General features: G+C 36.5%; 27 protein-coding genes and 1 pseudogene. 23 read left to right on the top strand and 5 right to left on the bottom strand.

Features of this window, described 5'->3' with window-relative positions; all coding sequences use genetic code 11:
• Nucleotides 1-7 precede the first annotated feature (7 nt).
• The 6 genes from GMB29_RS20370 to pheA all read left to right on the top strand — a co-directional run bounded on the left by GMB29_RS20370 (nt 8) and on the right by pheA (nt 4710).
• Complete coding sequence (locus tag GMB29_RS20370) at nt 8-343, top strand: ribosomal-processing cysteine protease Prp (RefSeq protein WP_136351927.1); 336 nt, start codon at nt 8-10, stop codon at nt 341-343.
• A gap of 16 nt (nt 344-359) precedes the next feature.
• The gene (gene rpmA, locus GMB29_RS20365) at nt 360-650 is read left to right on the top strand and encodes a 50S ribosomal protein L27 (protein ID WP_136351926.1); all 291 of its coding nucleotides are present in this window, start codon (nt 360-362) and stop codon (nt 648-650) included.
• A 688-nt stretch (nt 651-1338) separates the two neighbouring features.
• Nucleotides 1339-1890 (top strand): Spo0B C-terminal domain-containing protein, encoded by a 552-nt coding sequence (locus GMB29_RS20360; protein WP_136351925.1) that lies wholly within the window; start codon nt 1339-1341, stop codon nt 1888-1890.
• A 15-nt stretch (nt 1891-1905) separates the two neighbouring features.
• Nucleotides 1906-3189, top strand: a complete 1284-nt coding sequence (obgE, locus tag GMB29_RS20355) for a GTPase ObgE (RefSeq protein WP_136351924.1) — start codon at nt 1906-1908, stop codon at nt 3187-3189.
• Between the two features lie 175 nt (nt 3190-3364).
• Entirely contained in the window at nt 3365-3808 is a 444-nt protein-coding gene (locus tag GMB29_RS20350; RefSeq protein ID WP_136351923.1) for an ACT domain-containing protein, read from the top strand.
• A 20-nt stretch (nt 3809-3828) separates the two neighbouring features.
• Nucleotides 3829-4710, top strand: a complete 882-nt coding sequence (gene pheA, locus GMB29_RS20345) for a prephenate dehydratase (RefSeq protein WP_136352172.1) — start codon at nt 3829-3831, stop codon at nt 4708-4710.
• Nucleotides 4711-5010: 300 nt separating this feature from the next.
• Here the strand turns inward: pheA and GMB29_RS20340 are convergent, their stop codons facing one another.
• Nucleotides 5011-5550, bottom strand: a complete 540-nt coding sequence (locus GMB29_RS20340; protein WP_136351922.1) for a transcription repressor NadR — start codon at nt 5548-5550, stop codon at nt 5011-5013.
• 73 nt (nt 5551-5623) lie between these two features.
• Complete coding sequence (locus GMB29_RS20335; protein ID WP_136352171.1) at nt 5624-6760, bottom strand: IscS subfamily cysteine desulfurase; 1137 nt, start codon at nt 6758-6760, stop codon at nt 5624-5626.
• A gap of 122 nt (nt 6761-6882) precedes the next feature.
• Here GMB29_RS20335 and nadB point away from each other — a divergent pair, with 122 nt between their 5' ends.
• The 6 genes and pseudogenes from nadB (at nt 6883) to GMB29_RS20305 (ending at nt 13194) form a co-directional block, all read left to right on the top strand.
• A complete protein-coding gene (nadB, locus tag GMB29_RS20330; RefSeq protein WP_136351921.1) occupies nt 6883-8427 on the top strand; it encodes an L-aspartate oxidase in 1545 nt (514 codons plus the stop codon).
• 2 nt (nt 8428-8429) lie between these two features.
• Nucleotides 8430-9260 carry a carboxylating nicotinate-nucleotide diphosphorylase gene (gene nadC, locus GMB29_RS20325; RefSeq protein ID WP_136351920.1) on the top strand — a complete coding sequence of 277 codons (831 nt, stop codon included), beginning with the start codon at nt 8430-8432 and terminating at the stop codon, nt 9258-9260.
• Between the two features lie 11 nt (nt 9261-9271).
• Nucleotides 9272-10381, top strand: coding sequence for a quinolinate synthase NadA (nadA, locus tag GMB29_RS20320; RefSeq protein ID WP_136351919.1), 1110 nt, complete (start codon nt 9272-9274; stop codon nt 10379-10381).
• A 293-nt stretch (nt 10382-10674) separates the two neighbouring features.
• Nucleotides 10675-10815, top strand: a pseudogene (gene safA / locus GMB29_RS28125) (SafA/ExsA family spore coat assembly protein); the annotation flags it as partial.
• A gap of 1408 nt (nt 10816-12223) precedes the next feature.
• Nucleotides 12224-12931, top strand: coding sequence for a YhcN/YlaJ family sporulation lipoprotein (locus GMB29_RS20310; protein ID WP_227551766.1), 708 nt, complete (start codon nt 12224-12226; stop codon nt 12929-12931).
• Between the two features lie 74 nt (nt 12932-13005).
• Entirely contained in the window at nt 13006-13194 is a 189-nt protein-coding gene (locus GMB29_RS20305) for a DUF8096 family protein (protein WP_136351916.1), read from the top strand.
• A gap of 74 nt (nt 13195-13268) precedes the next feature.
• Here the strand turns inward: GMB29_RS20305 and GMB29_RS20300 are convergent, their stop codons facing one another.
• Nucleotides 13269-13451, bottom strand: a complete 183-nt coding sequence (locus GMB29_RS20300) for a hypothetical protein (RefSeq protein WP_136351915.1) — start codon at nt 13449-13451, stop codon at nt 13269-13271.
• A gap of 207 nt (nt 13452-13658) precedes the next feature.
• Between GMB29_RS20300 and GMB29_RS20295 the strand changes: the two genes are divergently transcribed.
• The 7 genes from GMB29_RS20295 (at nt 13659) to yajC (ending at nt 18927) form a co-directional block, all read left to right on the top strand.
• Entirely contained in the window at nt 13659-14192 is a 534-nt protein-coding gene (locus GMB29_RS20295) for a BofC C-terminal domain-containing protein (protein WP_227551397.1), read from the top strand.
• Between the two features lie 308 nt (nt 14193-14500).
• Nucleotides 14501-15109: a Holliday junction branch migration protein RuvA gene (ruvA, locus tag GMB29_RS20290; protein ID WP_136351914.1), complete on the top strand. Its 609-nt coding sequence runs from the start codon at nt 14501-14503 to the stop codon at nt 15107-15109.
• 10 nt (nt 15110-15119) lie between these two features.
• Nucleotides 15120-16124: a Holliday junction branch migration DNA helicase RuvB gene (ruvB, locus tag GMB29_RS20285; RefSeq protein WP_136351913.1), complete on the top strand. Its 1005-nt coding sequence runs from the start codon at nt 15120-15122 to the stop codon at nt 16122-16124.
• On the top strand, nt 16117-16317 hold the full coding sequence (locus tag GMB29_RS20280) for a DUF2905 domain-containing protein (protein WP_136351912.1): 201 nt from the start codon (nt 16117-16119) through the stop codon (nt 16315-16317). Before ruvB ends, GMB29_RS20280 begins: the two co-directional genes overlap by 8 nt.
• Nucleotides 16318-16347: 30 nt before the next feature.
• Nucleotides 16348-17376: a tRNA preQ1(34) S-adenosylmethionine ribosyltransferase-isomerase QueA gene (gene queA / locus GMB29_RS20275; RefSeq protein ID WP_136351911.1), complete on the top strand. Its 1029-nt coding sequence runs from the start codon at nt 16348-16350 to the stop codon at nt 17374-17376.
• Nucleotides 17377-17494: 118 nt separating this feature from the next.
• A complete protein-coding gene (gene tgt / locus GMB29_RS20270) occupies nt 17495-18640 on the top strand; it encodes a tRNA guanosine(34) transglycosylase Tgt (RefSeq protein WP_136351910.1) in 1146 nt (381 codons plus the stop codon).
• A gap of 26 nt (nt 18641-18666) precedes the next feature.
• The gene (gene yajC, locus GMB29_RS20265) at nt 18667-18927 is read left to right on the top strand and encodes a preprotein translocase subunit YajC (protein WP_136351909.1); all 261 of its coding nucleotides are present in this window, start codon (nt 18667-18669) and stop codon (nt 18925-18927) included.
• 46 nt (nt 18928-18973) lie between these two features.
• Here the strand turns inward: yajC and GMB29_RS20260 are convergent, their stop codons facing one another.
• Entirely contained in the window at nt 18974-19360 is a 387-nt protein-coding gene (locus GMB29_RS20260; protein WP_136351908.1) for a TIGR04086 family membrane protein, read from the bottom strand.
• A gap of 225 nt (nt 19361-19585) precedes the next feature.
• On the opposite strand from GMB29_RS20260, the gene GMB29_RS20255 reads away from it, so the two are divergent.
• The gene (locus GMB29_RS20255; protein WP_136351907.1) at nt 19586-20242 is read left to right on the top strand and encodes a DUF421 domain-containing protein; all 657 of its coding nucleotides are present in this window, start codon (nt 19586-19588) and stop codon (nt 20240-20242) included.
• Nucleotides 20243-20336: 94 nt separating this feature from the next.
• On the opposite strand, the gene spoVB is transcribed toward GMB29_RS20255, so the two are convergent.
• A complete protein-coding gene (gene spoVB / locus GMB29_RS20250) occupies nt 20337-21908 on the bottom strand; it encodes a stage V sporulation protein B (protein WP_136351906.1) in 1572 nt (523 codons plus the stop codon).
• Nucleotides 21909-22065: 157 nt separating this feature from the next.
• Between spoVB and GMB29_RS20245 the strand changes: the two genes are divergently transcribed.
• From GMB29_RS20245 to GMB29_RS20235, 3 genes are all read left to right on the top strand, one after another.
• Nucleotides 22066-22359 carry a post-transcriptional regulator gene (locus GMB29_RS20245; RefSeq protein WP_136351905.1) on the top strand — a complete coding sequence of 98 codons (294 nt, stop codon included), beginning with the start codon at nt 22066-22068 and terminating at the stop codon, nt 22357-22359.
• Nucleotides 22360-22703: 344 nt separating this feature from the next.
• Nucleotides 22704-25061: a single-stranded-DNA-specific exonuclease RecJ gene (gene recJ, locus GMB29_RS20240; RefSeq protein WP_136351904.1), complete on the top strand. Its 2358-nt coding sequence runs from the start codon at nt 22704-22706 to the stop codon at nt 25059-25061.
• A 16-nt stretch (nt 25062-25077) separates the two neighbouring features.
• Nucleotides 25078-25590 (top strand): adenine phosphoribosyltransferase, encoded by a 513-nt coding sequence (locus tag GMB29_RS20235; protein ID WP_136351903.1) that lies wholly within the window; start codon nt 25078-25080, stop codon nt 25588-25590.
• Nucleotides 25591-25613: the final 23 nt, after the last annotated feature.

The raw sequence follows: 25613 nt of genomic DNA, 5'->3' as shown, positions 1-25613 counted from the left end.
ATTTGAAATGATAAATGCGAAAATTTATCGTTCGAATGAGGGACTTATAACATCGTTCATATTATCTGGACATGCCGAGTTTGATGAACACGGAAAAGATATTGTTTGCGCTGGAGCTTCAGCTGTTACTTTTGGTGCAGTTAATGCAGTACTGTCTCTAACAAAAATTGAACCACAAATTGAGCAAGGTGGAGATGGCGGCTATTTACATGTTAAATTGCCGGTTGATCTCGACAAATCAACAAGTGATAAAGTTCAGCTTTTGCTTGAGGGTATGCTAGTTTCACTTCAAACAATTGAAAGAGATTATGGACAATATATTTCTGTAAAGATAATGAATTAAACAGGAGGTGAACTTCATGTTAAGATTAGATCTTCAGTTCTTCGCATCTAAGAAGGGGGTAGGTTCGACTAAAAATGGTCGTGACTCTCAGGCAAAACGTCTTGGTGCAAAGCGTGCAGATGGACAATTGGTGTCTGGTGGTTCAATTCTTTACCGTCAACGCGGTACAAAAATTTACCCAGGTGAAAACGTTGGCCGTGGCGGTGATGACACACTATTCGCAAAAGTTGATGGTGTTGTTAAGTTCGAACGTTTCGGACGTGACCGTAAAAAAGTTAGCGTATATCCAGTAGCACAAGAAGCATAAGTTCGTTTGAAAACTCTAACCTAACTTAGGTTAGAGTTTTTTTATTTCAGCTCTTTTCTAAAAGATTGTTGTTTTTATATAAGGTCCTGGAACAAAATTATTTAGGTTGATTGGAGCGTAAGGTGCGAGACTCCTGTGGGAGTATCGGGACAGGTGAGATCCTACAGGCACTAGCGCCGAGTAGGCTCAACGCCCGCCCCATGGTCATCGAGCAACACTCGTTCCAATCAACCATTCCCAATACTTGTTATATAGCAACAAAGTTTGCGAAAACAGCCTTTATTTTAAATCTGAATAACGGGAAGTACGACTTTGCAACAAGAAGAAAATAAAAGGGTATATGTGGAGCTAATGGCTAAGAAAAGCCAAATTACGTTTCACAATAATCTTGTCTTAAAATTGTGCTTCAACATATCGCTCCAATACTTCCCCTAAAAGCCTATTGGATATGTCCAAGTAAAAAGTGTACTAAGTATTAGGAACTACACGATTTATATCCTCTCTAGGTTATAAAACAAGCATGAATAAGCGGCAGCTGCTTTAATCATCATTCTTCTGTTTAGAAATAATCGATTGATCTGACCATTTGCCCTTATGTTACAAAACAATGTTTGTTATAATTCTTATTACAGTCAAATTAGTATAACTCCTTGATGAAATGAGTATTGAATAAATAGGAGAAAAAGTTATGAATAATAATCAAAATAAATGGAATATTGTCGATTTATTAAGCCATTCACGTCATGATTGGATGAACAAATTACAATTGATTAAGGGTAACCTTTCTATGGAAAAATACGATCGGGTTAACGATATTATTGAAGAAATTATCATAGAGTCACAACAAGAATCAAAGCTGTGTAATTTAAAAATGCCAAATTTCGCCAGTCTCCTCTTAACATTTAATTGGAGTAGCCATCATTTTGTATTAGATTACGAAATTTTAGGTCAAATACTTTCTTTAGAAGCATATGACACTATCATAACGCAATGGAGTAAGAGCTTTTTTAATATTCTAGATAAGTCAGTTGATTTAAGTAGTGAAAATCATGTTAGCATTACAATTGAAATCGGTTCAGATAAAGAAGGAATTCGTTTCTTTTTTGATTTTAATGGCATAATAAAAGATATAGAACAAATCACAGATTGGTTACAGGCTGTTGAACAATCTCAAATTAAATTGAACGAATTTCATGTAGATACATATGAATTAACGGCGGTTATTTCACTTGGTATTTAGAACGGAGGAAGACAAATGTTTGTCGATCAGGTCAAGATATATGTAAAAGGCGGCGACGGAGGTAACGGAATGGTTGCCTTCCGTCGCGAGAAATATGTGCCAAAGGGGGGACCTGCTGGCGGTGATGGCGGAAATGGTGCTGACGTTATATTCGAAGTAGAAGAAGGGCTAAGAACGTTAATGGATTTTCGCTATAAGCGTCATTTTAAGGCACCACGCGGCGAGCATGGCATGTCAAAAAATCAGCATGGTAAAAATGCTCAACCAATGATTGTAAAGGTTCCACCAGGAACAGTTGTATCAGATGAAGAAACAGGCCAGGTTATCGCAGATCTAACTGAACATGGACAACAAGCGGTCATTGCTAAAGGCGGTCGCGGCGGTCGCGGGAACTCAAGATTTGCAACACCAGCCAATCCCGCTCCAGAACTTTCGGAAAATGGGGAACCTGGAATTGAACGAAATGTTATTTTAGAATTAAAGGTACTAGCAGATGTCGGATTAGTTGGATTTCCAAGCGTAGGAAAATCAACATTATTATCAGTCGTTTCCTCTGCGAAACCAAAAATTGCTGAATATCACTTTACAACACTTGTTCCTAATTTAGGTATGGTTGAAACAGAAGATGGCAGAAGTTTTGTCATGGCAGATCTGCCTGGATTAATTGAAGGTGCACACCAGGGTGTGGGATTAGGCCATCAATTCCTGAGACATATTGAACGTACACGTGTTATCGTACATGTTATTGATATGTCAGGTCTAGAAGGAAGAGATCCTCATGAAGATTATCAAACGATTAATGCCGAATTAAAGGAATATAATTTACGTTTAACTGAAAGACCGCAAATTATCGTTGCAAATAAAATGGACATGCCAGACTCAGAAAATAATTTGGCTGAGTTTAAGAAAAAGCTAGAAGATGATGTGAAAATCTTCCCTATCTCTGCGATTACGCGAGAAGGCGTTCGTGAGCTGTTATTTGAAATTGCCGATGCGATCGAACGTACACCAGAATTCCCATTATTCGAAGAAGAGCCTGCTGAACATAGAGTAATGTATGAATTTAAGAAGGAAGAACCAAACTTTGCCATTACACGTGATAGTGAAGGATCATATGTACTGACTGGTGAAAAAATTGAGAAACTCTTTAAAATGACAGATTTCTCACGTGAAGAGTCTGTAAGACGTTTCGCTAGACAACTTCGTGGACTTGGCGTGGATGAAGCTTTACGTGAAAGAGGCGCCAAAGACGGAGATATTGTTAAATTACTTGAATATGAATTTGAGTTTGTTGAATAGGATAGAGCCTATTTATCAGATATTTACTCAACACATACAGGAGAGCTATTATGAGCTCTCTTTTTTAAGTCAAAGAAATATTTCTTCAATTTCTATTTTCTTGAGAAAAAAGAAGAAATTTAGCTAATATTGTGATAAATTATCTACATTAAGATAAAATGTTGGGAGGGAGACTATGAAAGATGAAACGTTTTATTTAGTACGCGAAGACATTTTACCAGAAGCAATGAAAAAAACGCTTGAAGTGAAAAAGCTCATTGAGAGAGGGAAAGTTGATTCTGTTGCTGAAGCTGTTCAACGTGTCGATCTTAGCCGCAGTGCGTTTTATAAATATCGTGATGCTGTGTTTCCATTTCATACAGTTGTGAAAGAAAAGCTTATAACGCTGTTTTTCCATCTTGAAGATCGTAGTGGAACATTGTCACAGTTATTATCAGTTGTAGCGAATGCTGGCTGTAATGTCTTAACAATTCATCAAACCATTCCAATTCAAGGCCGAGCAAATGTCACACTCTCCCTTAATACAAATGGAATGACAGAGGATATAAATCGATTAATGGTGAAATTAAGAAGAATGGAATTTGTCGACAAAGTAGAAATACTAGGTCAAGGAGCATAAGGAGTTGAAATTGGTTGGCAATAAGGATAGGATTTTTAGGGCCGAGAGCAACATTTACCCATTTAGCTGTTCAAGCATTTTTTGGAGAGGAAGTAGAACAAGTTGCATATAAGACCATTCCTCAATGTATAGATGCGGTAGCGGCTGGGGAGATTGATTTTGCTGTCGTACCGACAGAAAATGCCCTAGAGGGTTCGGTTAATTTAACATTTGATTACTTAATACACGAACAACCATTATACATAGTTGGAGAAATTGTTTCACCAATCGAACAACATTTAATGGTGCATCCTTCAAGAAAAAATGAATGGGAAAACATTACTCGCGTATATTCACATTCACATGCGATTGCACAATGTCATAAATTTTTGCATCACAAATTTAATGGAGTGCCATATGATTATGCAAGTTCAACAGGAGCTGCCGCACAATATGTTAGTCAGCACCCAGAAGAACCTGTAGCTGCAATTGCAAATGCACTTGCGGCAAAGGAATATGGACTAGAAATTGTCATGACAAATATTCATGATTATCATTATAATCATACACGATTTGCCATTCTACATCCTGCAAATCAACTTGAATATAAGAGTCCGAATCTAAAACCAGATAAAGGTAAGACAACATTGATGATTACGTTGCCATCTGATGATCAATCAGGTGCACTCCATCAAGTTTTATCAGCATTTACATGGCGTAAGCTGAACATGTCTAAAATTGAGTCAAGACCAATGAAAACTGGATTAGGAAATTACTTTTTTATTATTGATATTGATATGCTCCTCGATAATGTACTCATACCAGGTGCAAAAGCTGAGCTCGAAGCCTTGGGATGTACCGTTAAGCTATTAGGATCATATGAAGCATATTCAATTAAACAAAACAAAGAAAAAGAAAGTTAAACACGTAACCTTATTTATTAGGCTCTTTTATAAGAGGTTGTTGTTTTTAAAACGAAAACTAATTTAGGTTGATTAGAGCGAAAGTGCGAGACTCCTGCGGGAGTAGCGGGACAGGTGAGACTCATGCAGGCGTTTACGCCGAGGAGGCTCACCGCCCGCCCCGCGGTCATCGTGCATCTCTCGCTGCAATCAACCACACCGCACTACTTGGTAAATAGCAACAAAGTTTGCGAAAACAGCCAATTATTAAAAGCAAGTGACATTGCCACCGAATGTCACTTGCTTTTTGTATTTATACGTCTATTCCTGCATTAAAAACCCAGCTTTTTTGAGTTCCTCACACGCTCGGTCTAATTTTTCTAGTGAATCAGCTTGTAATGTATGCAGATGGAGCCCGTTTGTAAGCTGTGATAAATATGCGGCGCTATTGTTTTCAATCTTTTTTACGAATTCTTTTACATCATTTCGATTACCTACCATAATTGAAGCAGTTAATTCACCATAAACCTGGTGCTCTACGATGACATCCTTAACAATAACACCATGATCAACAATCATAGTTAATTCTTCAATTGCTTGTTCTGGAGCATGGTTACAGGCAATAATCCGTTCGATGATTTTATTCTGGCTATCTGACTCTTTTAAAAATACATATCCTTGACTTGTGGCGATGATTGGATAATTTTTAGCTTTGAGTAGAGAGATGTCTTGGACAATGACCTGCCTGCTAACATTTGTCCGATTTGCGAGATCGCCTCCTGTAATTGGTTTGTCTGCTTCCGATAGTAACTCTAATAAAAGAGTTCTGCGGTCTTCTCCAGATAATTTTTCATGGTTCAATGCAATCCTCCCTTTCTTCTTATCTTATTTTTATTTTTGCTTAAGAATATCAAAATCTTTTTTTCTGGTGCGCTTATTTTTTAAAGTTGTCCACAATGTTAAAAAGAACGTGTAAAAATGATTTCAATTGCTCCTCGGTTGTATCGGTTCCTATTGATATTCTAATATATTGTTTTGCTTTATGCTCATCAAACCCTAAAGCTAAAAGCGAGCGTGACGGTGCTTGCATGCCAACTTGACATGCGCTGCCGGTTGATATGGCAAAACCAAAACGATTGCATTCTAACATAATATATTGACCTTCTATACCATCTACTAACAATGGGAGGATATTAGGTAGAAAAGGATCCATACTTTCGTTTACTAACAATATTTTATCTTGATAGGGCTTTAGGAAGTCAATAAATTTGCTTCTTAAGCCTAAATAATATTCCGTATTGTTTTCCATTGCTGCTGAAATATCTTTCGCTGCTGTAGCAAATGCAGCTACTGCTGGAACATCTACTGTACCAGGCCGAAAACCTGATTCATGTGTCGTCCCAGGAATAACAGGCTGCCAATATACAGATGGGTGAATGTATGCAGCTCCAATACCTTTAGGTCCATAAATTTTATGGCTTGAAAAAGAAATAGAATCAAGTTGAGCCTTTTCAATATTTATTGGTAGCTTTCCGAATGTTTGAACACAATCACTGTGGAATAATACGCCATGAACTTTCAATAAAGGTCCAATTTTTTCAATTTGATGTACAGTTCCAATCTCAGAGTTCCCGTGCTGAATGGATACTAAACCAGTATTAGCCCGCAAGGCGTTTTTTACGATTTCCTCAGTGATCTGACCTTTATGATTCGGTTCTAAAAAGCTAACCTCATATCCCTCTGTCGAAAGCTTTTTAAAAAATGTATAAAGAGATGAATGTTCAATACTCGATGTTATAAGATGGTTTTTTTCTGGATGTAACCCTTTTAAGAGTGACTGGATGGCTAAAATGTTAGCCTCACTGCCACCACTTGTAAAATAAAGTCCTTTCTCATTTCCGCCTATAATGGATGAAATAAGTTTTCTTGAAGCTTGTAAAGTTCGAGCGGCTACATCCCCGATATCATGCAAGCTATTGCTATTTCCAAAAGCATGTTTAGCAGCTTTAGCATATATTTCTAAAGAGTTGTCACTTATTGGAGTTGTTGCTGCGTAATCAAGATAGATCAATGAATTCACCTCTGTTTTTCTCTTAATCTAAAAAATTGTAATGAAAAAACTCTTGTCATTATTTTAATAATATGTAAATATAGGTGTCAAGACACGTGTAAATTACAGAAGGGGGTTATACATTGCCACAAACAGATGTCATTATAATTGGAAGTGGAATTGCAGCCCTTTCTGCTGCTTACCATATGCGAGATAAACACGTCACAATGATTACGAAATCCTCCTGGTTAACAAGTAATTCAATGCTTGCACAAGGTGGTATTGCAGCAGCGGTTCATAAAAAAGATTCATGGAAAAATCATTATGAAGACACAATAGTCGCAGGTTGTTACCACAATGATAATAAAAACGTTGAATATCTCGTACAAGACGGTCCATTAGAAATTTTTGATTGGTGTCAAAAAGGAATGATCTTTGATTGTGACAAAAATGGACAATTTCTACTTGGTAAAGAGGGTGCCCATAGTCATCATCGCATTATTCATGCAGGTGGCGATGCTACAGGAAAAGAGCTAACACAATTTTTATTTCATTCGACGAAATCGTCGATTAACTTGATAGAAAATGAAGTGGTTGTCGAATTAATCATCCAAAATGGAGAATGCCTTGGTGTTTATACAAAAAATAACAAAGGTATGTTGGAGCGATATCAAGCAAGTAAAACGATTATTGCTAGCGGAGGCTGTGGGGCTGTATACGGACATACTTCGAATGCAGACGTGATCACAGGAGATGGAATTGCCATGGCTTATCGATCTGGTGTTGAAATTGTAGATATGGAATTTATTCAATTTCATCCAACAATGCTTCATATAAACGGCAAATGTGTAGGACTCATTTCTGAAGCAGTTAGAGGAGAAGGGGCAAAATTAATAAACCAAGATGGTGAGAACTTCATGAAAGATCTTCATCATCAAGGCGATCTGGCCCCGAGAGATGTAGTATCAAGAGCGATTTTTGAACAAATGAAAAATGGCAGCAACGTGTATTTAGATATTTCTAGCCTTTCAAATTTTTCAACTAGATTTCCGACTATCTCAAACTTATGTAAGCAACATGGTATTGATTTGTCTATAGGTCGGATCCCTGTAGCACCTGGTATGCATTTCTTGATGGGGGGAATCCGAACTAATGATAAAGGTGAGACAAATATAAAAAGTCTATTTGCTGTAGGCGAAGCAGCTTGTACTGGTGTACATGGAGCAAACCGCCTAGCAAGTAACTCATTATTAGAAGGGCTTGTCTTTGGAAAAAGGGTGGCAAACCATATCTTAACATTGCCTTTGGAACAAACTGCTTACACTGATCCTAAATGGGAAACATTTGAAAAGAAAAAGTTTAATAAATGGCCTTCAAAACAGCAAATTCAGAAAATTATGACAAACTATGTTGGAATCCAAAGAACAGAAGCTGAACTAATAGATGCAGTGAAATGGTTTGAAACATATCAGCCCTCTTTTTGGGACTTTAATGTGAAGGATTTCACAATGGATGAAATAGAAATAATTAATCTGTTAACAGTTGGCTGGTTGATTGCTTCGTCTGCATTAAAACGTACTGAAAGCAGAGGCGGGCATTTTCGTTTAGATTACCCAGAAAGCAATGATAATGAATGGAAACAAAAGCAGATCTTTCGGACTAGAGCTGAAATGTATGTGGGGTGCTAAGGATGAATGGAATAAAATTAAAAAGAAAATTAGAAGATTTTTTCCTCGAAGATTTAGGTGAATGGGATGTATCAAGTCAAACGATTTTTGATAAAGAATCTAGAGGAGAGGCAATTATTGTTGCAAAAGAGGACGGTATATTAGCAGGAGTTGACGTCATTGCAGCAGGTTATTCTTTATTCGAACAAAAAGTGGATGTCATCTTAAAAAAACATGACGGAGATGTGTTGGAAAAAGGTGATATTATTGCAGAGATAGAGGGTCCGGTTTCAATTATCTTAAGCGGAGAACGGGTGATTTTAAACTTACTGCAACGTATGAGTGGAATTGCGACACTAACAAATAAGGCGAATCATCTACTTCAATCAGATCATACGAGAATATGTGACACGAGGAAAACGTCTCCGGGACTGAGAATGTTCGAAAAATATGCAGTTCGTTGCGGAGGAGGCTTTAACCATCGCTTTGGTTTATATGATGGGGTCATGATAAAGGACAATCATATTGCTTTTGCAGGCTCTATACTAAATGCTGTGAAAGAAGTCAGAGCAAAAACGGGTCATATGGTTAAAATTGAAGTTGAAATTGAGACCGAAGAACAACTGCTTGAAGCAATTGAGGCTGGTGCAGATGTGATTATGTTTGATAATCGATCTCCAGAAGAGGTTGCTAAATTTGCTGAGCTAACGCCAAAACATATTATAACAGAGGCATCAGGCGGAATAGGCCTTCATAATTTAGCAGACTATCGTGATACAAAGGTTGATTATATTTCATTAGGTATGTTAACACACTCATATAAATCATTAGATATAAGCTTAAATGTGAAATAGGGGGATATTCAATGGAATTATTAGATATTCTTGAACACGAGAAAAAAGAAATGATGCCAGAATCCTATAAAACACGTTCAATTGAAGAAATGGAACAGCGTGTTCTAGAAATTAAACAGGCATTTGGCTCAAAGCTTTATATTCCAGGGCATCACTATCAAAAAGATGAGGTTATTAAATTTTCAGATGTCACAGGTGATTCCCTGCAATTAGCGCAAGCAGCAGCTGTAAATAAAGATGCAGAATATATTGTCTTCTGTGGTGTTCATTTTATGGCTGAAACAGCAGATATGTTAACATCTGAGGGCCAAAAAGTTGTATTGCCTGATATGAGAGCAGGCTGTTCAATGGCTGATATGGCTGATATTGATCAAACAGATCGTGCTTGGGCACAACTACAACAATTATTTGGAGACACGATTCTTCCATTAACTTATGTAAACTCTACGGCGTCTATTAAAGCATTCGTAGGGAAAAATGGCGGAGCAACTGTAACATCCTCTAATGCAAAAAAAATGCTTCAGTGGGCGTTTACACAAAAGGAAAGGATATTATTTTTGCCTGACCAGCATCTCGGAAGAAATACAGCTTATGATTTAGGGATTCCCTTGGAGAAAATGGCCATTTGGAATCCAATAACAAATCAGTTGGAATATGATGGAGATGTTGAGGATGTTGTCGTTATTTTATGGAAAGGTCATTGTTCTGTACATGAGAATTTCACAGTAAGTAATATAGAGCATATTCGAAAGACAGAACCTGATATGAACATTATTGTTCACCCTGAATGCAGTCGAGAAGTGGTCGGTTTATCAGATTATGCTGGATCAACTAAATATATAATTGAAATGATCGAAGCAGCTGAGCCGGGTTCAAAATGGGCAATTGGAACGGAAATGAATCTTGTCAAACGTATTATTGATCAAAACCCAGATAAAAAAATTGTATCGTTAAATCCATATATGTGCCCATGTTTAACGATGAATCGAATTGATTTGCCGCATCTGTTATGGGCTTTAGAAGGTTTAGAAAAAGGTGAACTAACAAATCAAATCATTGTCCCTGCAGAAATTACAAAGGATGCTGTATTAGCATTAGATCGTATGCTTGCAAATGTATAATTAGTGTAAAGAAAAGGAGCTAACAATTTTGTTAGTTCCTTTTTATTTTTTTTTTACTACATAGTAGGAACCTTCAAAGGTTTCTTCCTATATAAGCAGGTTATCCAATTTTTAATACGAGTTTTAATCATAATTTTCATTTTCTCTTCATAAATTGTGATGAAGATTAGTGGAATTATGTTTAACGATTATAACATGAAAAACATAATCAATTTTATTTTGAAAATTGATTTATGTTAAAGCGACTCATCATGATGAGGCTAGATTCACTTTTATGCTTAGGAGGGAAAGCATTGAAAATTCATATTGTACAAAAAGGCGATACTCTTTGGAAGATTGCTAAAAAATATGGGGTTGATTTCGAAGAGTTAAAAAGCATGAACACTCAATTAAGCAATCCAGATTTAATTATGCCAGGAATGAAAATTAAAGTACCATCAGGCAATCCATCAGGCAATGTGGCGATTAAAAAAGAAGCACCAATGACTATGCCGGCACAAAAGAAAGAAATGCCTATGGTTGAACATCCTTTTGCAAAAGAAAAACCAAAGGAAGTTCTAGGTGTAGAAGATACTGTACCGAAGGAACCAATTCAAGAAAAACCATCAAAACCTTATATACCTCCTGTACCAAATGTTCAACATCCGGTATATACTGGCTTAGATGTGAATAATTATTATACGGTGAATATGGCGATGATGCCGCAAATGGCAGCCCCGCAATTGCCGCCTAAACCTGAAAATGTTTTGCCAGAAATGACAAAAGCTGAGGAAGATACGTATAAGGAACCCGCTAAAGAAAAGCCATATTACGAAAAAACAGAACAACAAGAGGAGGCTTTTGAAGAGATGGCGAATATGCCGAATATATCAAACATACCAAATATACCAAATATGCAAATGCCTGCATATACTGCTCCAGCGATGTACCAACCGTATTATTGTCCGCCACCATATATAGTGCCTGTTTCACCTATATTACCTGGAAGCGGATTGTGTCCTCCAGGACCATATCATCCAATGCCATATGGTTATGACCCAGCAATGATGCCAAATCAGCCATACCCAACAGCTGTAAGTCCAGCTGAATATGATGAAGATGAAAATATGGCTCCTTTAGCAAACCAGCCATACCCGCAAGAAATGGCTCCAGCTCAATATGGACCAGGATTTCCTGTAAATCCATATGCGGGAGTTCCAGTCTCACCAGTATTACCCGGATCTGGTTACTATCCTAATCAAGTCTTAGGGGCATATAATGAAGATATGGATGATGATTATGATTACGAAAATCAAGCACCAGCAGCAAATATGCCATATCCACAAGCTGTTGCACCAGCATATGCTCCTAATCCACATGATTGCGGATGTGGGGGGCCGGCTCAAGCTCAAGGATATCCGCATCATCAAGGTTTTCATTATGGCTATCCAATGCAACAACCTTTTGCGGGCTATCCAATGCAGCAGCCATTTGCGGGTTATCCAATGCAACAGCCATTTGCGGGCTATCCAATGCAACCAATGCAACAAATGCAGCCGCAATCTATGGCTTCACAAGGGTATAATCCAACTCAATTTTCACCACAAGATGGTCAACTATTCGGAACACCTAATTTTGATGATCGGGAAGAAGACGAGGATTAAAATAAAAAATAAAGCAGAAGAATTTCTTCTGCTTTATTTTTTTCTATCGTGATAAAAGTATACATTTTTACATTACCCATTATTTAATGTTGTTACCGTTAAGTAACAGTTTGATCTCCCTTCTAAAGGTACAAGCTATTGAATGAGCATTATTGCTCTTTTTGAAAGTAACCACAGGGGGGTTTTTGTATTGAATAAAATGAAAAAAGCTTCTGCGTTATCAGCCATTGCGATTATATCAACAAGCCTAGCTGCTTGTAATGCAAACCAAGGTGCATTAGATACAAGACAAAATGACAATGCACAGCCTATGGGATACTATTCAAATGAAGATACGAATGTCGATAACGAGGGTCCTGTTACTGAAATGATGGACGGAATGAATAATGAAAACAATGATAATTATTTTCGTCGAGTCAACGATCGTAATCAAAATCGTAATATGACAAATCAAACAGTTCCACTTGGAGATCGTGATAATGGTCTAGTAAGAGATAATCGTTATAGCCATAACGATGAAAATTATCATGGTCATATAAGAAATGTTGGGACGAACCAACGTGAAGAAGGAAAAACTGCACAACAGGTTAGGAATGCAGTAGAAAAAATGAATCATGTTGATGAAGCACGTGTCTTAGTTACGGATAACAATATCATTGTTGCAGTAGATACTCAGGGAACGGAAGAAAATCAATTAAAAGATAAAATTAGAAAACAAGTTCAAAAAGTGGCAAAAGGAAGAAATGTACAAGTAGTTACAGATGAAGGTACATTTACTCGAGTCCGAAATATTGATAATGATATTCAAAACGGAGTAGACAGAAATAATGTTGATACGGATATCAATAATTTAATGGATGATTTAGGGGATGCAATTGAACGACCTTTTAATAATAATCGCGACTAAATGACAAGGGGATTTCCCCTTGTTTTTTTCCATGTTATGATAGAAATTATACTATTTATTCGTAGGTGATATGTATGGATGAAGTAAAACCAAAAAGAGAAACAAAAGGAATAGATACATCAATTGTTTATGATTTCAAAGAATACCCTGATGAAATAAGCGGCAGATGTGATAATTGTGGTAACACATTATTTAAAAGTTCTGTAAAAGATTTTATCTTTCTTAGAGAATGCAGAGAATGCGGCATGAAGAAGAGTATTTAGTATCAAAAGTTTCATAAAAGGAAAAGTCACTCAGATGAAGGAGAATTGACAGTTGAGTGACTTTTTTGCATAAACTATTTGTTAAATAAATCCCTTACGCCTTTATAAATGAGGATTAGTGAGAAGACAAGAACTGCTAATGCTCCAATAACTGTTGTAAATGGTGTTAAACTAGCTAAGAAACCTGTTAATGTTACCTCAATTAGTGCAAAGCCAGATAAAATACCAGCTAAATATAAGAAAATCCAATTATTCATGGTCATCCCTCCTTTTACTAACAATATATGTCCCAAAGGTATGTGGAGTTTAATGATAATGCCTATAAAAGAATAATATTTCAGAAAAATAAATAGCGGACTTGAAATTTATTATTATTGCTTAAACTTTCTATTATTGGTCACAATAATAAATGATCTGATTTGTTAATTAGTTTTGTACGAATTTAAATGAACGAGGTGAGCTAGATGAGCATGTTTCATCACAGTCGCATCCTTACCGTTTTTGTTTTATTTACAGTGTTTTTTAGTATTACGTTAATAAACGGTAATCAAAAAAATCTAAAAGCAGAAGAAATAATGGATCATGTACCTCTAACTATAAAAGTCGTTTTACAGCGAACATATCTCGATGGGGAGTTAAGTGAGGAAGTAAAAAGTGAGAAAATTTTTTCCATGGATGATTTCTGGACTACTTATCATGAATGGCAATTAATTGATCAAAATAAAGAAAGAATCATTATAAGAAAAAAGATAGATGATATTTCGCCACTTTTAAAAACAAATGGCTACTTCGGCATTTCTGGAGATGGCACATTATCAATATTTAATGGAAAACCTGAAACAAATGATGTTATACAATCTTTTTTTCAAATTGATATAAAAAAACTAGAAAGCCATAAACATGATGAATTAATGGAAGGGATAAGAATTCAAACGAAAAATCAGTATTTAGAAGTTCTAGAAACGCTTGAAAACTATTCTAAACCAGCCAAAAAATAAACAAGGGCTTTCATTAAATAAGTCAGCTTATAGAGGTAATACCTAGTCCTCTGTCATTTTATAAGACCGACATTTCTGCCTGTAAATATGAGATAATTAGGCGCTTCACTCATTAAGGGTAAAAACCCGAATGAGTGTTTTTTTTGTTATAAAATTCTTTTCAAATAATTTCGAAAAATACCAAGCTCTTGTTTTTAATGGTATGATAGATCATAGGAACAATTGTACGCATACTACTTGCAAAATTTCCTTCTGATTCTAACTTTTTTTTGTTACAATGAGGTACAGTCGCATGAGAGGTGAATATTTTGATTGAATTTATTAAAGGGTTTGTGGATCATGTGACACCGGAATATATCGTCATAGATCATAATGGCTTAGGCTATCAAATACATACACCGAATCCGTTCATTTATAAAAAAAGCAAACAAGATGAAATTATCATTTATACATATCAGCATGTTCGTGAAGATATATTAGCTTTATACGGCTTTCAATCTAGGGAAGAAAAAGCTTTATTTATGAAACTTCTTAATGTTACAGGAATTGGCCCAAAAGGCGCACTGGCAATCCTTGCTTTTGGCGATCCATCACAGGTGGTAGAGGCAATTGAAAATGAAAATGATACATTTCTCGTTAAGTTTCCTGGGGTTGGTAAAAAAACGGCACGCCAAATTATTTTGGATTTAAAAGGTAAACTTGGCGATGTGGCCGCTTTATATGGACCAAACCTCTTTACACATGAAGATATGGAAGAAAAACAAACAGCAAACACAGCCTTGAATGAAGCTATTGAGGCATTAAAAGTGTTAGGATATGCTGAGCGTGAAATAAAAAAAGTGGTCCCATTACTGCAAGAAGAAAGATTAACGACAGATCAATATGTTAAAAAAGCATTGCAAAAGCTATTGAAGTAAGGTGATAAACATGGATGAACGCCTTGTATCAAGTGAAGCAGATGGACAGGAATCCTATATTGAGCAAAGCTTGAGGCCTCAAACTTTAGCACAATATATTGGACAAGATAAAGTGAAAGAAAATTTAAAAGTGTTCATTGAAGCGGCAAAGCTGCGGAGTGAAACACTAGATCATGTATTATTATATGGTCCTCCAGGTTTAGGGAAGACAACATTAGCTACCATAATTGCAAACGAAATGGGTGTGAATATTCGAACAACTTCTGGACCTGCGATTGAACGTCCGGGTGATTTAGCAGCTGTTTTAACAGCTCTTGAGCCTGGAGATGTATTGTTTATTGATGAAATCCATCGTTTACATCGCTCGATAGAAGAAGTGTTATATCCTGCCATGGAAGATTTTTGTCTCGATATTGTCATCGGTAAAGGTTCCTCAGCTAGGTCAGTTCGTTTAGATCTCCCGCCATTTACGCTTATTGGAGCAACAACAAGGGTCGGTTTATTAACCGCACCGCTTCGGGATAGATTTGGTGTTTTGTGCAGATTAGAGTACTATAATGAAAAACAGCTGGCACATATCATTGAACGTACGGCTGATATTCTTGAAATGGGTATAGAAGAAGATGGAGCCACTGAAATGGCAAGAAGGTCAAGAGGTACTCCGAGAATTGCCAATCGATTACTTAGAAGGGTAAGAGATTTTGCTCAAGTTATGGGAGCTGAGATAATCACTAATGATTTAACGATTGAAGCACTTGAACGGCTTCAAGTTGATAAATTAGGGTTGGATCATATTGATCATAAACTGCTTTTAGGTATTATTGAAAAATTCCGTGGAGGACCGGTTGGGATTGATACAATTTCGGCAACAATAGGAGAAGAGGCTCATACGATTGAAGATGTGTATGAACCTTATTTACTTCAAATAGGTTTTTTACAAAGAACTCCTAGGGGCAGAATTGTAACTGATCTTGTTTACCGCCATTTCCAAATGGAGGTGCCGAATAATGACTGATTTTCCAAAGATTTTAATGATCATTGGTGGTTTGCTTTTAGTCATAGGTTTTTTTATGCAATTTATTGGGAAACTACCAGGTGATATTATCTTTAAAAAAGGGAATACAACCGTGTTTTTCCCAATTGTCACATGCATTGTGATTAGCATCGTCCTTTCATTGATATTATCATTATTGGGCAGGTTTAAATAATGTAAGCTATTTTAGAAAAAGGTGAATGTTTTGAAGGTAGAATTATTTGATTTTCATCTTCCAGAAGAATTAATTGCACAAGTTCCATTAAAGGATAGAGATGCATCAAGACTAATGGTTCTTCATAAGGAAACAGGTGAAATCCAACATGAGACTTTTAAGTCCATCATAGATTATTTTCATCCTGGTGATTGCCTTGTTTTAAATAACACAAGGGTAATGCCAGCAAGGCTGTTTGGGGTAAAAGAAGATACTGGGGCAAGTATTGAGGTTTTATTATTAAAACAACAAGAGGCGGATGTTTGGGAAACGTTGGTTAAACCGGCGAAAAGGGTAAAGGAAGGAACAGTCATTTCTTTTGGTTCCGGTGTCCTGAAAGCAACATGTGTCGGTACAAGTGACCATGGCGGACGATTACTCCATTTTGACTATGAAGGAATCTTTTATGAAATTCTTGATTCACTTGGAGAAATGCCATTACCGCCTTATATAAAAGAACAATTGGATGATCGTGAACGATATCAAACTGTTTTTTCACGTGAAATTGGTTCTGCAGCAGCTCCGACTGCAGGCTTGCACTTTACGAAAGAAATACTCCAGCAATTAAAAGATAAAGGCATTCATATTACGTTTATTACTCTACATGTTGGTTTAGGTACATTCCGTCCGGTTAATGCAGATACAGTAGAAGAACATGAAATGCATGCAGAGTTCTATCAAATGACAGAAGATACGGCAGCACTGTTAAATGAGGTTAGAGCAAAAGGTGGGCGTATTATTTCAGTTGGAACAACATCTACTAGAACACTTGAGACGATCGCGTCAAAACATGATGGGAAATTTGCAACAGATAGTGGCTGGACGAATATTTTTATCTATCCAGGCTATGAATTTAAGGGGATTGATGGAATGATTACGAACTTCCACCTTCCTAAATCTTCACTCATTATGTTAGTAAGTGCCCTTGCATCAAGAAATCATGTATTAAATGCATATGAAACAGCTGTTAAAGAAAAATATCGATTTTTTAGCTTTGGAGATGCTATGCTTATCATCTAAATTTAAATCATCAGGATATTAGCAGTGCTCCAACTTCATTGCAAGAGCGCCATTACACGTGGATGCCTATTGTCCAAGCCGCAAGGCGCTTACGCATTTTTATTAAGGAGGAAAAAAGGTGTCAACATCACCAATTCGTTACGAACATATAAAAACCTGTAAACAAACAGGAGCAAGGTTAGGTAAGGTGCATACTCCGCATGGCAGCTTTGAAACACCAGTCTTTATGCCGGTTGGTACACTTGCCACAGTGAAAACAATGTCTCCAGAAGATCTGAAAGAAATGGGAGCAGGTATTATTTTAAGTAATACTTATCATTTATGGCTTCGTCCTGGCAATGAAATTGTAAAAGAAGCCGGTGGTTTACATAAGTTTATGAACTGGGATCGTGCGATTTTAACAGATTCGGGCGGATTCCAGGTATTTAGTCTAAGTGATATGAGAAGAATTGAAGAAGAGGGTGTCCATTTCCGTAACCATCTAAACGGGGACAAGCTTTTCCTTTCTCCAGAAAAGGCTATGCAGATACAGAATGATTTAGGTTCTGATATTATGATGGCTTTTGATGAATGTCCACCGTATCCAGCTGAATATGATTATATGAAGAAATCAGTTGAACGTACTAGCCGATGGGCGGAACGTTGTCTGGAAGCTCATAAACGACCTGACGTACAAGGCTTATTTGGGATCATCCAAGGTGGAGAATATGAGGAATTACGTAAACAAAGTGCAAGGGATTTAGTTTCGTTAGATTTTCCAGGTTATGCCGTGGGTGGTTTATCTGTTGGTGAACCGAAAGATGTCATGAATCGTGTTCTTGAATTTACGACTCCACTTATGCCTGCAAATAAACCGCGATATTTAATGGGGGTGGGTTCACCTGATTCATTAATTGACGGAGCTATTCGTGGAATTGATATGTTCGATTGTGTACTGCCAACTCGTATTGCACGTAATGGAACATTGATGACAAGTGAAGGTCGTTTGGTTGTTAAGAATGCAAAATATGCAAAAGATTTCGGACCATTAGACCCGAATTGCGATTGTTATACATGTCGAAATTATTCACGAGCTTATATTCGTCATTTAATAAAATGTGACGAAACATTCGGATTAAGATTAACTTCTTATCATAATCTATATTTTCTGGTAAACTTAATGGAGAACGTAAGGCAAGCTATCCGTGAAGATCGTTTAGGCGATTTCCGCGATGAATTTTTTGAACAATATGGCTTTAATAAGCCGAATGCGAAAAACTTTTAAGCATGCTTGAAAGGGGGGAAATGTAAATGGATATGTTAACAACAGTACTACCTTTAGTTCTTATGTTTGCAATTTTTTATTTCTTGCTGATTCGTCCGCAGCAAAAGCAGCAAAAAGCGGTACGTGAGATGCAAAGCAGCCTTCAAAAAGGCGATAAAATTGTAACAATTGGCGGACTACACGGTATTTTAGATTCAATCGATGAAGATAAGATTGTTTTAAAAGTTGGTGACGGAACTCGTATGACGTTCGATCGTCGCTCAATTCGTGAAGTCGTAAAAGACTAAATACATAGCAGTACAATAAAAATCAGGGTTTATATAAACCCTGATTTTATTTACTCTCTCTTGAAGAAGTCATATTAACACCAAAAACTCCTCCAATCATTGCTACTATTAAAAAACCTCCATGATACAACGTTTCTTCCATCGTAAAAATTTGTCCATATCCTAAAAACTTAAAAAGAAAGATAATCAATGAGTAAAGCAGGGCAGTTACTCCACCAACTAACCAACCTTTTTCCTTTCCATTTCCGCCAGCTACAAATCCGCCGATAAATAAAGCTAAAATAGAAAGGCCTAAAAGCAGCCAAGTGATAGATGATTCAGTTAGACTAGTGAATTTTAACAGAGAAGCAAAGATCAAGCTTGTTACTAATGCAATCACAAAAATAGTGATAAGTCCATAAAGGATGGCTTTTCCCCATTTTTTTGTTTCCATAAGTGTTCCTCCTATGTGAATTCATATTCAAGCTTGTTGCAGCTCGTCTTAATACAGAATATTCATAGAAGAAAAAAATAGAATATAAATATTATGTTGAACCCTACTCGATTAATGATCTTGATAAAACATTTATCATAAATGAAGATTTTAAGATTACTTACATAAAAGAAACGTAAACGCCTAAACTATTCATAAGTAAATGGTGAAAAAAGGAGGCATATAATGGAGTTTTATTTAACCATTGTGGCTCGAACAATCATTCTTTATTTCGTAATTGTTTTAATTTTTCGGTTAATGGGGAAAAGAGAAATTGGAGAATTAAGTATATTTGACTTAGTTGTATTTCTAATGATTGCAGAATTAGCTGTAACGGCTATTGAGGATCATAAAGATCCATTAATTCATACGATTATCCCGATGTTTCTTCTTATGGTTATTCAAATTTCATTAGCGATTTTGTCGGTTAAATCTCAGAAAATTCGTCACTTACTTGATGGAAAACCTACCATTATTATCAATCGCGGAAAGGTTGATGAGCATGCAATGAGAACGCAACGCTATAATTTTGATGATTTAATGACACAACTCCGTGAAAAGGATATTAGTAATGTTTCTGATGTAGAATTTGCCATTTTAGAATCATCTGGCAGTTTATCAATCATTAAAAAAGAAAAAAATCAAAAACAACAGCCAGAGCTACAAGTTCCACTTATTATTGATGGCGATATTCAAGAGGACAATTTAGAGACTATTCAAAAAAATAATTTATGGCTAAGGCAGCAACTTCGTAAACTAGGTTATTCTGACATAAAACAAATTTCTTTATGTACATTTGGAAAAGGAATCTTTTTTATTGATCTTAAGGATGAAAAAAAGTGATCGTGAATGTTCAGAAATAGACTATGATAACATTTTTTTTATTTATGCGAATGACAAAAGCAGACGGTAAAAAAATCCGTCTGTTTTTTAAAAATTATTTCACAGGAATAAATCTTGCCAGACGCACTCCGATATAAGGAATTCGTTTCACTTCATCCCTTTCTACCAAGTTTAAGAGTAAAAGGAGTATACAGTAAATAATAGTTGTCACACATAATGCAATCATCAATCTAAGCACGAAAGAACTATGAATCAAGATGTTTTCATAAACAAGAAATCCACTAACTCCTGAAATAATCATCGTCAAACCGCTTTTTAAATAGTCCCTGATATAGATAGTAAATGGAATGACTTTCATTACAGTAGCAAAGTGTAAAGAGGTAACAAGCATCATTCCGATCACAATAGCTAAGCTTGCTCCAAGGATCCCAAGCGATGGCCTTGTAGCTAATACAAAAATTAACGCCGTTTTAACCGCTGCACCTATTAAGCTATTAACCATTGCCGCTTTTGCTAAGTTAAGTGCTTGTAAAACCGCTTGTAATGGTCCTTGGATATAATGAAAAATAAAGAAGGGAGCCATAATTTGCACGAATATTGCAGATTGACTACTGCCGTACATGACGATCATTAAAGGTTCGGCAAACACGTATAATACGACACATGCTAAGCCCCCGCTAACAATTGATAATCTTAGTGCCTGTTGTAAGCGATGTTCAACAAGCTTTAATTTGTTTTGGGCCATGGCTTCACTAATCGCTGGAACCAAAGATGTTGATAAAGAAAATGTAATAAAAGATGGAAGCATTAATAATGGCAGGGCATACCCTGAGAGACCACCGTATTGCTTTGTTGCCAATGCTGTTGCAACTCCAGCAATTGCCAAACTATTTGCTACAACGATTGGCTCAATAAACCAAGAAATGGACCCAATAAATCGACTTCCTGTTGTTGGGAGGGCAATGCTCATCAATTGATTAAATGTCTCTTTCCCATTCTTAACAGATTTAAAAAATTTCCTGCGAATTTTTATTTTCTTTTTAAATTTGAACATCGCTGCTAAATAAATGAGAGATATAAGTTCACCGATAACGGATGAAATCATTGCCCCTGCTGCTGCGTATTCAATTCCGTACGGTAAAAAAGCAGTTGTACAAAGGGCGACTAATGATATTCTTACAACCTGCTCTAATACTTGTGAAGCTGCAGCGGGACGCATGTTTTGTTTGCCTTGAAAATAGCCGCGAATGACAGAAGAAATCGCCACAATTGGGACAACTGGAGTAATCGCAATAAGTGGCCAGTAAGTTCGATTATCAGTAAATATATTTTCAGATAAAAAAGGAGCAAGTAAAATTAAAGCAGGAGTGAAAAGGATGCTTAAAGTCCCTGTTACTGATAAGGAAACAACAAGTATTTTTTTTATTTTACGTTGGTCTCCCTGTGCCTCTGCTTCTGCAACAAGCTTTGAAATAGCAACTGGCAGACCTAGTTGAGTTATTGTAATAACGAGACTTAGTGTAGGAACAGCCATCATATATAAGCCTACACCCTCAACACCTACAAAGCGTGCTAATACGATACGATTGATAAAACCGAGGACACGCGTAATAAACCCTGCTAAAATTAAAACAAGAGTTCCTTTTAGAAATGTTTGCTTTGACATTTTTCCCCCTGCCTTCTCAAGTAACATTTAATCAATTACAATTACTATATGCGGGTTAATAGGCCAAGCATGACAAGTTCTAAAGAGATTATAATGAAGAACAGTTTGATGACATCTACATATAAAAATTTTTTAGATAAAAAGGAGCAGAAACCCTATGGAAAAACATCCATTTGATGATTTCAAAGATCATGTGAAACCTGCAATTATAAGCAAGCTTGAGGAATTTAATATTCTCGGGTATGAAGATGTAACAGAAGAAAAGATATGGGCGTTTCTAAAAAATAAAAAGTGGAAGAAAACGCCGGAACTTTCTGTACATGAAGTGGTTCGTGATGTACTAGCTCTCAGGGTCGGTGATTTTATGAATTATGCTACAGTTGAATCATTTAAATCATCAAAATGGTTTGAAAGTGAAGAAGGGAAAGATTTATTAAAAGGGTTAATCTAGAAGTATTGAAAGTTATTTAGTTTTTGGTCTATTACAGCTCTAATCCACTAAAGTCATGAGCCACTCAAATAATTGAAGACAAAGAACGCCTTATATTTATGAATCGTCTTAAGCATGTCGGGGCTGAACAAGGCGCTTTCACTTTTCTAAGTGTCTAGCTCCAGCGCCTAGCCCCTCGAGTCATAAGCCACTCCATAATTGAAGGCAAAGAACGCCTTCTATTATGGATTGTCTTATGCATGTCGGGGCTGAACAAGGCGCTTCCGCTTTTCTAATCTTCCATAAAGCTTAAATTGAAACCCCTTGATCACTCTTGTATAATGAGATGATTGAGGGGTGAAACTATGTTAAAACCTAAAACCAGATGGGTCGTACAAACATCTGATGAATCTTTAATTAATACACTAATAGATGAATTGTCGATTACACGTCTAGTTGCATCACTACTCGTTAATCGCGGCATTACAACAACTCAAGAAGCTCGTGAATTTTTACAAGCGGAACAAAAGGCTTTTCACGATCCTTTTTTATTAAAAGATATGGACAAGGCTGTACGCCGAATAATGAAAGCGATCGAAGCCCAAGAAAAAATATTAATCTATGGTGACTATGATGCAGACGGTGTGAGTAGCACAACAGTTCTGTTAACTACTTTAAGAAAATTAGGAGCAATAGCTGATTTTTATATACCTAATCGATTTACTGAAGGATACGGGCCAAATGAAACAGCATTTAGACAAGCACATGATAACGGGTTTACCCTTATCATCACAGTCGATACAGGTATTGCAGCCGTACATGAGGCTGATATCGCAAGAGAGCTTGGTGTGGATCTTATTATTACTGATCACCATGAACCAGGCCCTACTTTACCTTCTGCGTTAGCTATAATTCATCCGAAGCAACCACAATGTTCATACCCTTTTAAGGATTTAGCTGGTGTTGGAGTTGCTTTCAAATTAAGCCACGCCCTTCTCGGCGAACTGCCATCAGATTTATTAGAAGTTGCAGCGATAGGAACGATTGCAGATCTTGTCCCACTTCATGGTGAAAATAGACTTATCGCCAAAAAGGGTATTAATCAATTGAAAACAACCAAACGCATAGGATTACAAGCATTATTAAAAATTGCAAAAGTTAATAGCTCAGAGATTAACGAAGATACAATTGGCTTTGCCTTAGCGCCTCGTATTAATGCGGTCGGCCGTCTCCAGTCTGCAGATCCGGCAGTTGACTTATTATTATCAGATGACTCTGAAGAAGCTTTTGATATTGCACAAGAAATAGATTCATTAAATAAAGAACGTCAAAAAATTGTAAGCTCTATGACAGATGAAGCAATTGAGGAAGTAGAAACAAATTTTCCAATTGCCGAAAATCCAGTTCTTGTTATTGCTAGGGAAGGGTGGAATCCAGGAGTTGTCGGGATTGTCGCATCACGATTAGTTGAACGCTTTTACAGACCAACAATTGTCCTTAGTATTGATAAAGAAAAAGGTATTGCAAAAGGTTCCGCAAGAAGTATTGTAGGATTTGATTTATTTGAAAATCTCTCAACCTGCCGAGATATTTTACCGCATTTTGGTGGACACCCAATGGCAGCAGGGATGACACTTGAATTGGAAAATGTAGACTTATTAAGAACACGTTTAGTGAAAAATGCAGAGAGTATTTTATCAGATGATGACTTTACACCAATTACAAAGGTCGATATAAGCTGTAATCTGGAGGAAATTACCTTAAAAGCTATTGAGGAAATGCAACAGCTCGCACCTTTTGGGATGTACAATCCAAAACCTGTTATTAAAGTCGAGAATGTAACATTAGCGAATGTGCGCAAAATTGGGGCAGAACAAAATCATCTAAAGCTCGTCTTTGAGCAAGAAGAACATCAATTAGATAGTGTTGGCTTTGGATTAGGACATATTCATGATGAATTATCACCAGCTGTTACCTTATCTGCAATTGGGGAATTATCGATCAACGAATGGAATAACTTTAGAAAACCGCAATTAATGCTTCAGGATGTAAAGGTAGATAGCTGGCAGCTGTTTGACTTCAGAGGAACTCGAAATGTTGAAAAATTATTAAAAACAGTTGCATTAAACGAAAACACTTTGATTATTACGTATAGATTTTCTATATTTGAGAAATTGAAAAAACAAGGTTTTCAAAAGAATACGGTCTTTGTTGACTCAATGTCTAATGCTCAGCAAATGGACGTGAAAAATAAAAATCTTGTCCTATTAGATATTCCTTCTTCACTTGATCTACTTGAATCGTTATTTACTCATGGAAAACCTGATAGAATATATTCTGTGCTCCAACAAGAAGCAGATCACTTTTTTTCGACAATTCCAACAAGAGAACATTTTAAATGGTATTATGGTTTTCTCTTAAAAAAAGGCCCATTTAAGCTAGAAGAACATGGTGAGCAACTTGCAATGCATAAAGGATGGTCAAAAGAAACAATTGAATTTATGTCACAGGTGTTTTTTGATCTAGAATTTGTTACAATAGAGAATGGTGTTATTACGACAAAATCTTCGTCTCAAAAAAGAGACCTGGCAGAATCGAAAACATATGCTCAAAAGCAAATGCAAATCGAACTAGAAAAAACGTTATTATATACATCTTACATGCAGCTTAAAGAATGGTTTGAAGAAAGATTTACAGCTACGAATCCGCATGTATTTGTATAAGGAGGATAAAAGAAAAATGGATTTAAAGCAATTCGTTACAGTCGTACCTGATTATCCAAAACCAGGTATCCAATTTAAGGATATTACAACATTAATGGATAATGGTGATGCGTATAGATATGCTACAGATCAAATTGTTAAATATGCTCGTGAAAAACAAATTGAACTTGTAGTTGGTCCTGAAGCACGTGGTTTTATTATTGGATGTCCAGTTGCATACTCACTTGGCGTTGGTTTTGCTCCTGTCCGCAAGGAAGGAAAATTACCGCGTGAGGTTGTTCGTGTTGAATATGGTCTTGAATATGGGAAAGATGTTTTAACCATTCATAAAGATGCCATTAAACCTGGTCAACGAGTATTAATTACGGACGATTTACTTGCAACAGGAGGCACAATCGAGGCAACTATCAAGCTTGTTGAAGAACTTGGTGGAGTTGTTGCGGGAATTGCTTTTCTAATCGAATTATCCTATTTAGATGGACGAAAATTACTAGATGGATATGATGTATTAACATTAATGGAATTTTAAGAAACTCGGGAAAGAGGGCTTTA

This window comes from Metabacillus sediminilitoris (genome assembly GCF_009720625.1).
GTDB classification, from domain to species: Bacteria; Bacillota; Bacilli; order Bacillales; family Bacillaceae; genus Metabacillus; species Metabacillus sediminilitoris.
The sequence above is the reverse complement of the archived record's forward strand: the minus strand, read 5'-3'. Positions and strand labels throughout refer to the sequence as shown.

Coding starts and splice junctions, on each gene's coding strand:
- GMB29_RS20370 (WP_136351927.1), top strand. CDS start 8: ATGATAAATGCGAAAATTTATCGTTCGAATGAGGGACTTATAACATCG.
- rpmA (WP_136351926.1), top strand. CDS start 360: ATGTTAAGATTAGATCTTCAGTTCTTCGCATCTAAGAAGGGGGTAGGT.
- GMB29_RS20360 (WP_136351925.1), top strand. CDS start 1,339: ATGAATAATAATCAAAATAAATGGAATATTGTCGATTTATTAAGCCAT.
- obgE (WP_136351924.1), top strand. CDS start 1,906: ATGTTTGTCGATCAGGTCAAGATATATGTAAAAGGCGGCGACGGAGGT.
- GMB29_RS20350 (WP_136351923.1), top strand. CDS start 3,365: ATGAAAGATGAAACGTTTTATTTAGTACGCGAAGACATTTTACCAGAA.
- nadC (WP_136351920.1), top strand. CDS start 8,430: ATGAATGGAATAAAATTAAAAAGAAAATTAGAAGATTTTTTCCTCGAA.
- nadA (WP_136351919.1), top strand. CDS start 9,272: ATGGAATTATTAGATATTCTTGAACACGAGAAAAAAGAAATGATGCCA.
- GMB29_RS20310 (WP_227551766.1), top strand. CDS start 12,224: ATGAAAAAAGCTTCTGCGTTATCAGCCATTGCGATTATATCAACAAGC.
- GMB29_RS20305 (WP_136351916.1), top strand. CDS start 13,006: ATGGATGAAGTAAAACCAAAAAGAGAAACAAAAGGAATAGATACATCA.
- GMB29_RS20300 (WP_136351915.1), bottom strand. CDS start 13,451: ATGAATAATTGGATTTTCTTATATTTAGCTGGTATTTTATCTGGCTTT.
- GMB29_RS20295 (WP_227551397.1), top strand. CDS start 13,659: ATGAGCATGTTTCATCACAGTCGCATCCTTACCGTTTTTGTTTTATTT.
- ruvB (WP_136351913.1), top strand. CDS start 15,120: ATGGATGAACGCCTTGTATCAAGTGAAGCAGATGGACAGGAATCCTAT.
- GMB29_RS20280 (WP_136351912.1), top strand. CDS start 16,117: ATGACTGATTTTCCAAAGATTTTAATGATCATTGGTGGTTTGCTTTTA.
- yajC (WP_136351909.1), top strand. CDS start 18,667: ATGGATATGTTAACAACAGTACTACCTTTAGTTCTTATGTTTGCAATT.
- GMB29_RS20260 (WP_136351908.1), bottom strand. CDS start 19,360: ATGGAAACAAAAAAATGGGGAAAAGCCATCCTTTATGGACTTATCACT.
- GMB29_RS20255 (WP_136351907.1), top strand. CDS start 19,586: ATGGAGTTTTATTTAACCATTGTGGCTCGAACAATCATTCTTTATTTC.
- spoVB (WP_136351906.1), bottom strand. CDS start 21,908: ATGTCAAAGCAAACATTTCTAAAAGGAACTCTTGTTTTAATTTTAGCA.
- GMB29_RS20245 (WP_136351905.1), top strand. CDS start 22,066: ATGGAAAAACATCCATTTGATGATTTCAAAGATCATGTGAAACCTGCA.
- recJ (WP_136351904.1), top strand. CDS start 22,704: ATGTTAAAACCTAAAACCAGATGGGTCGTACAAACATCTGATGAATCT.
- GMB29_RS20235 (WP_136351903.1), top strand. CDS start 25,078: ATGGATTTAAAGCAATTCGTTACAGTCGTACCTGATTATCCAAAACCA.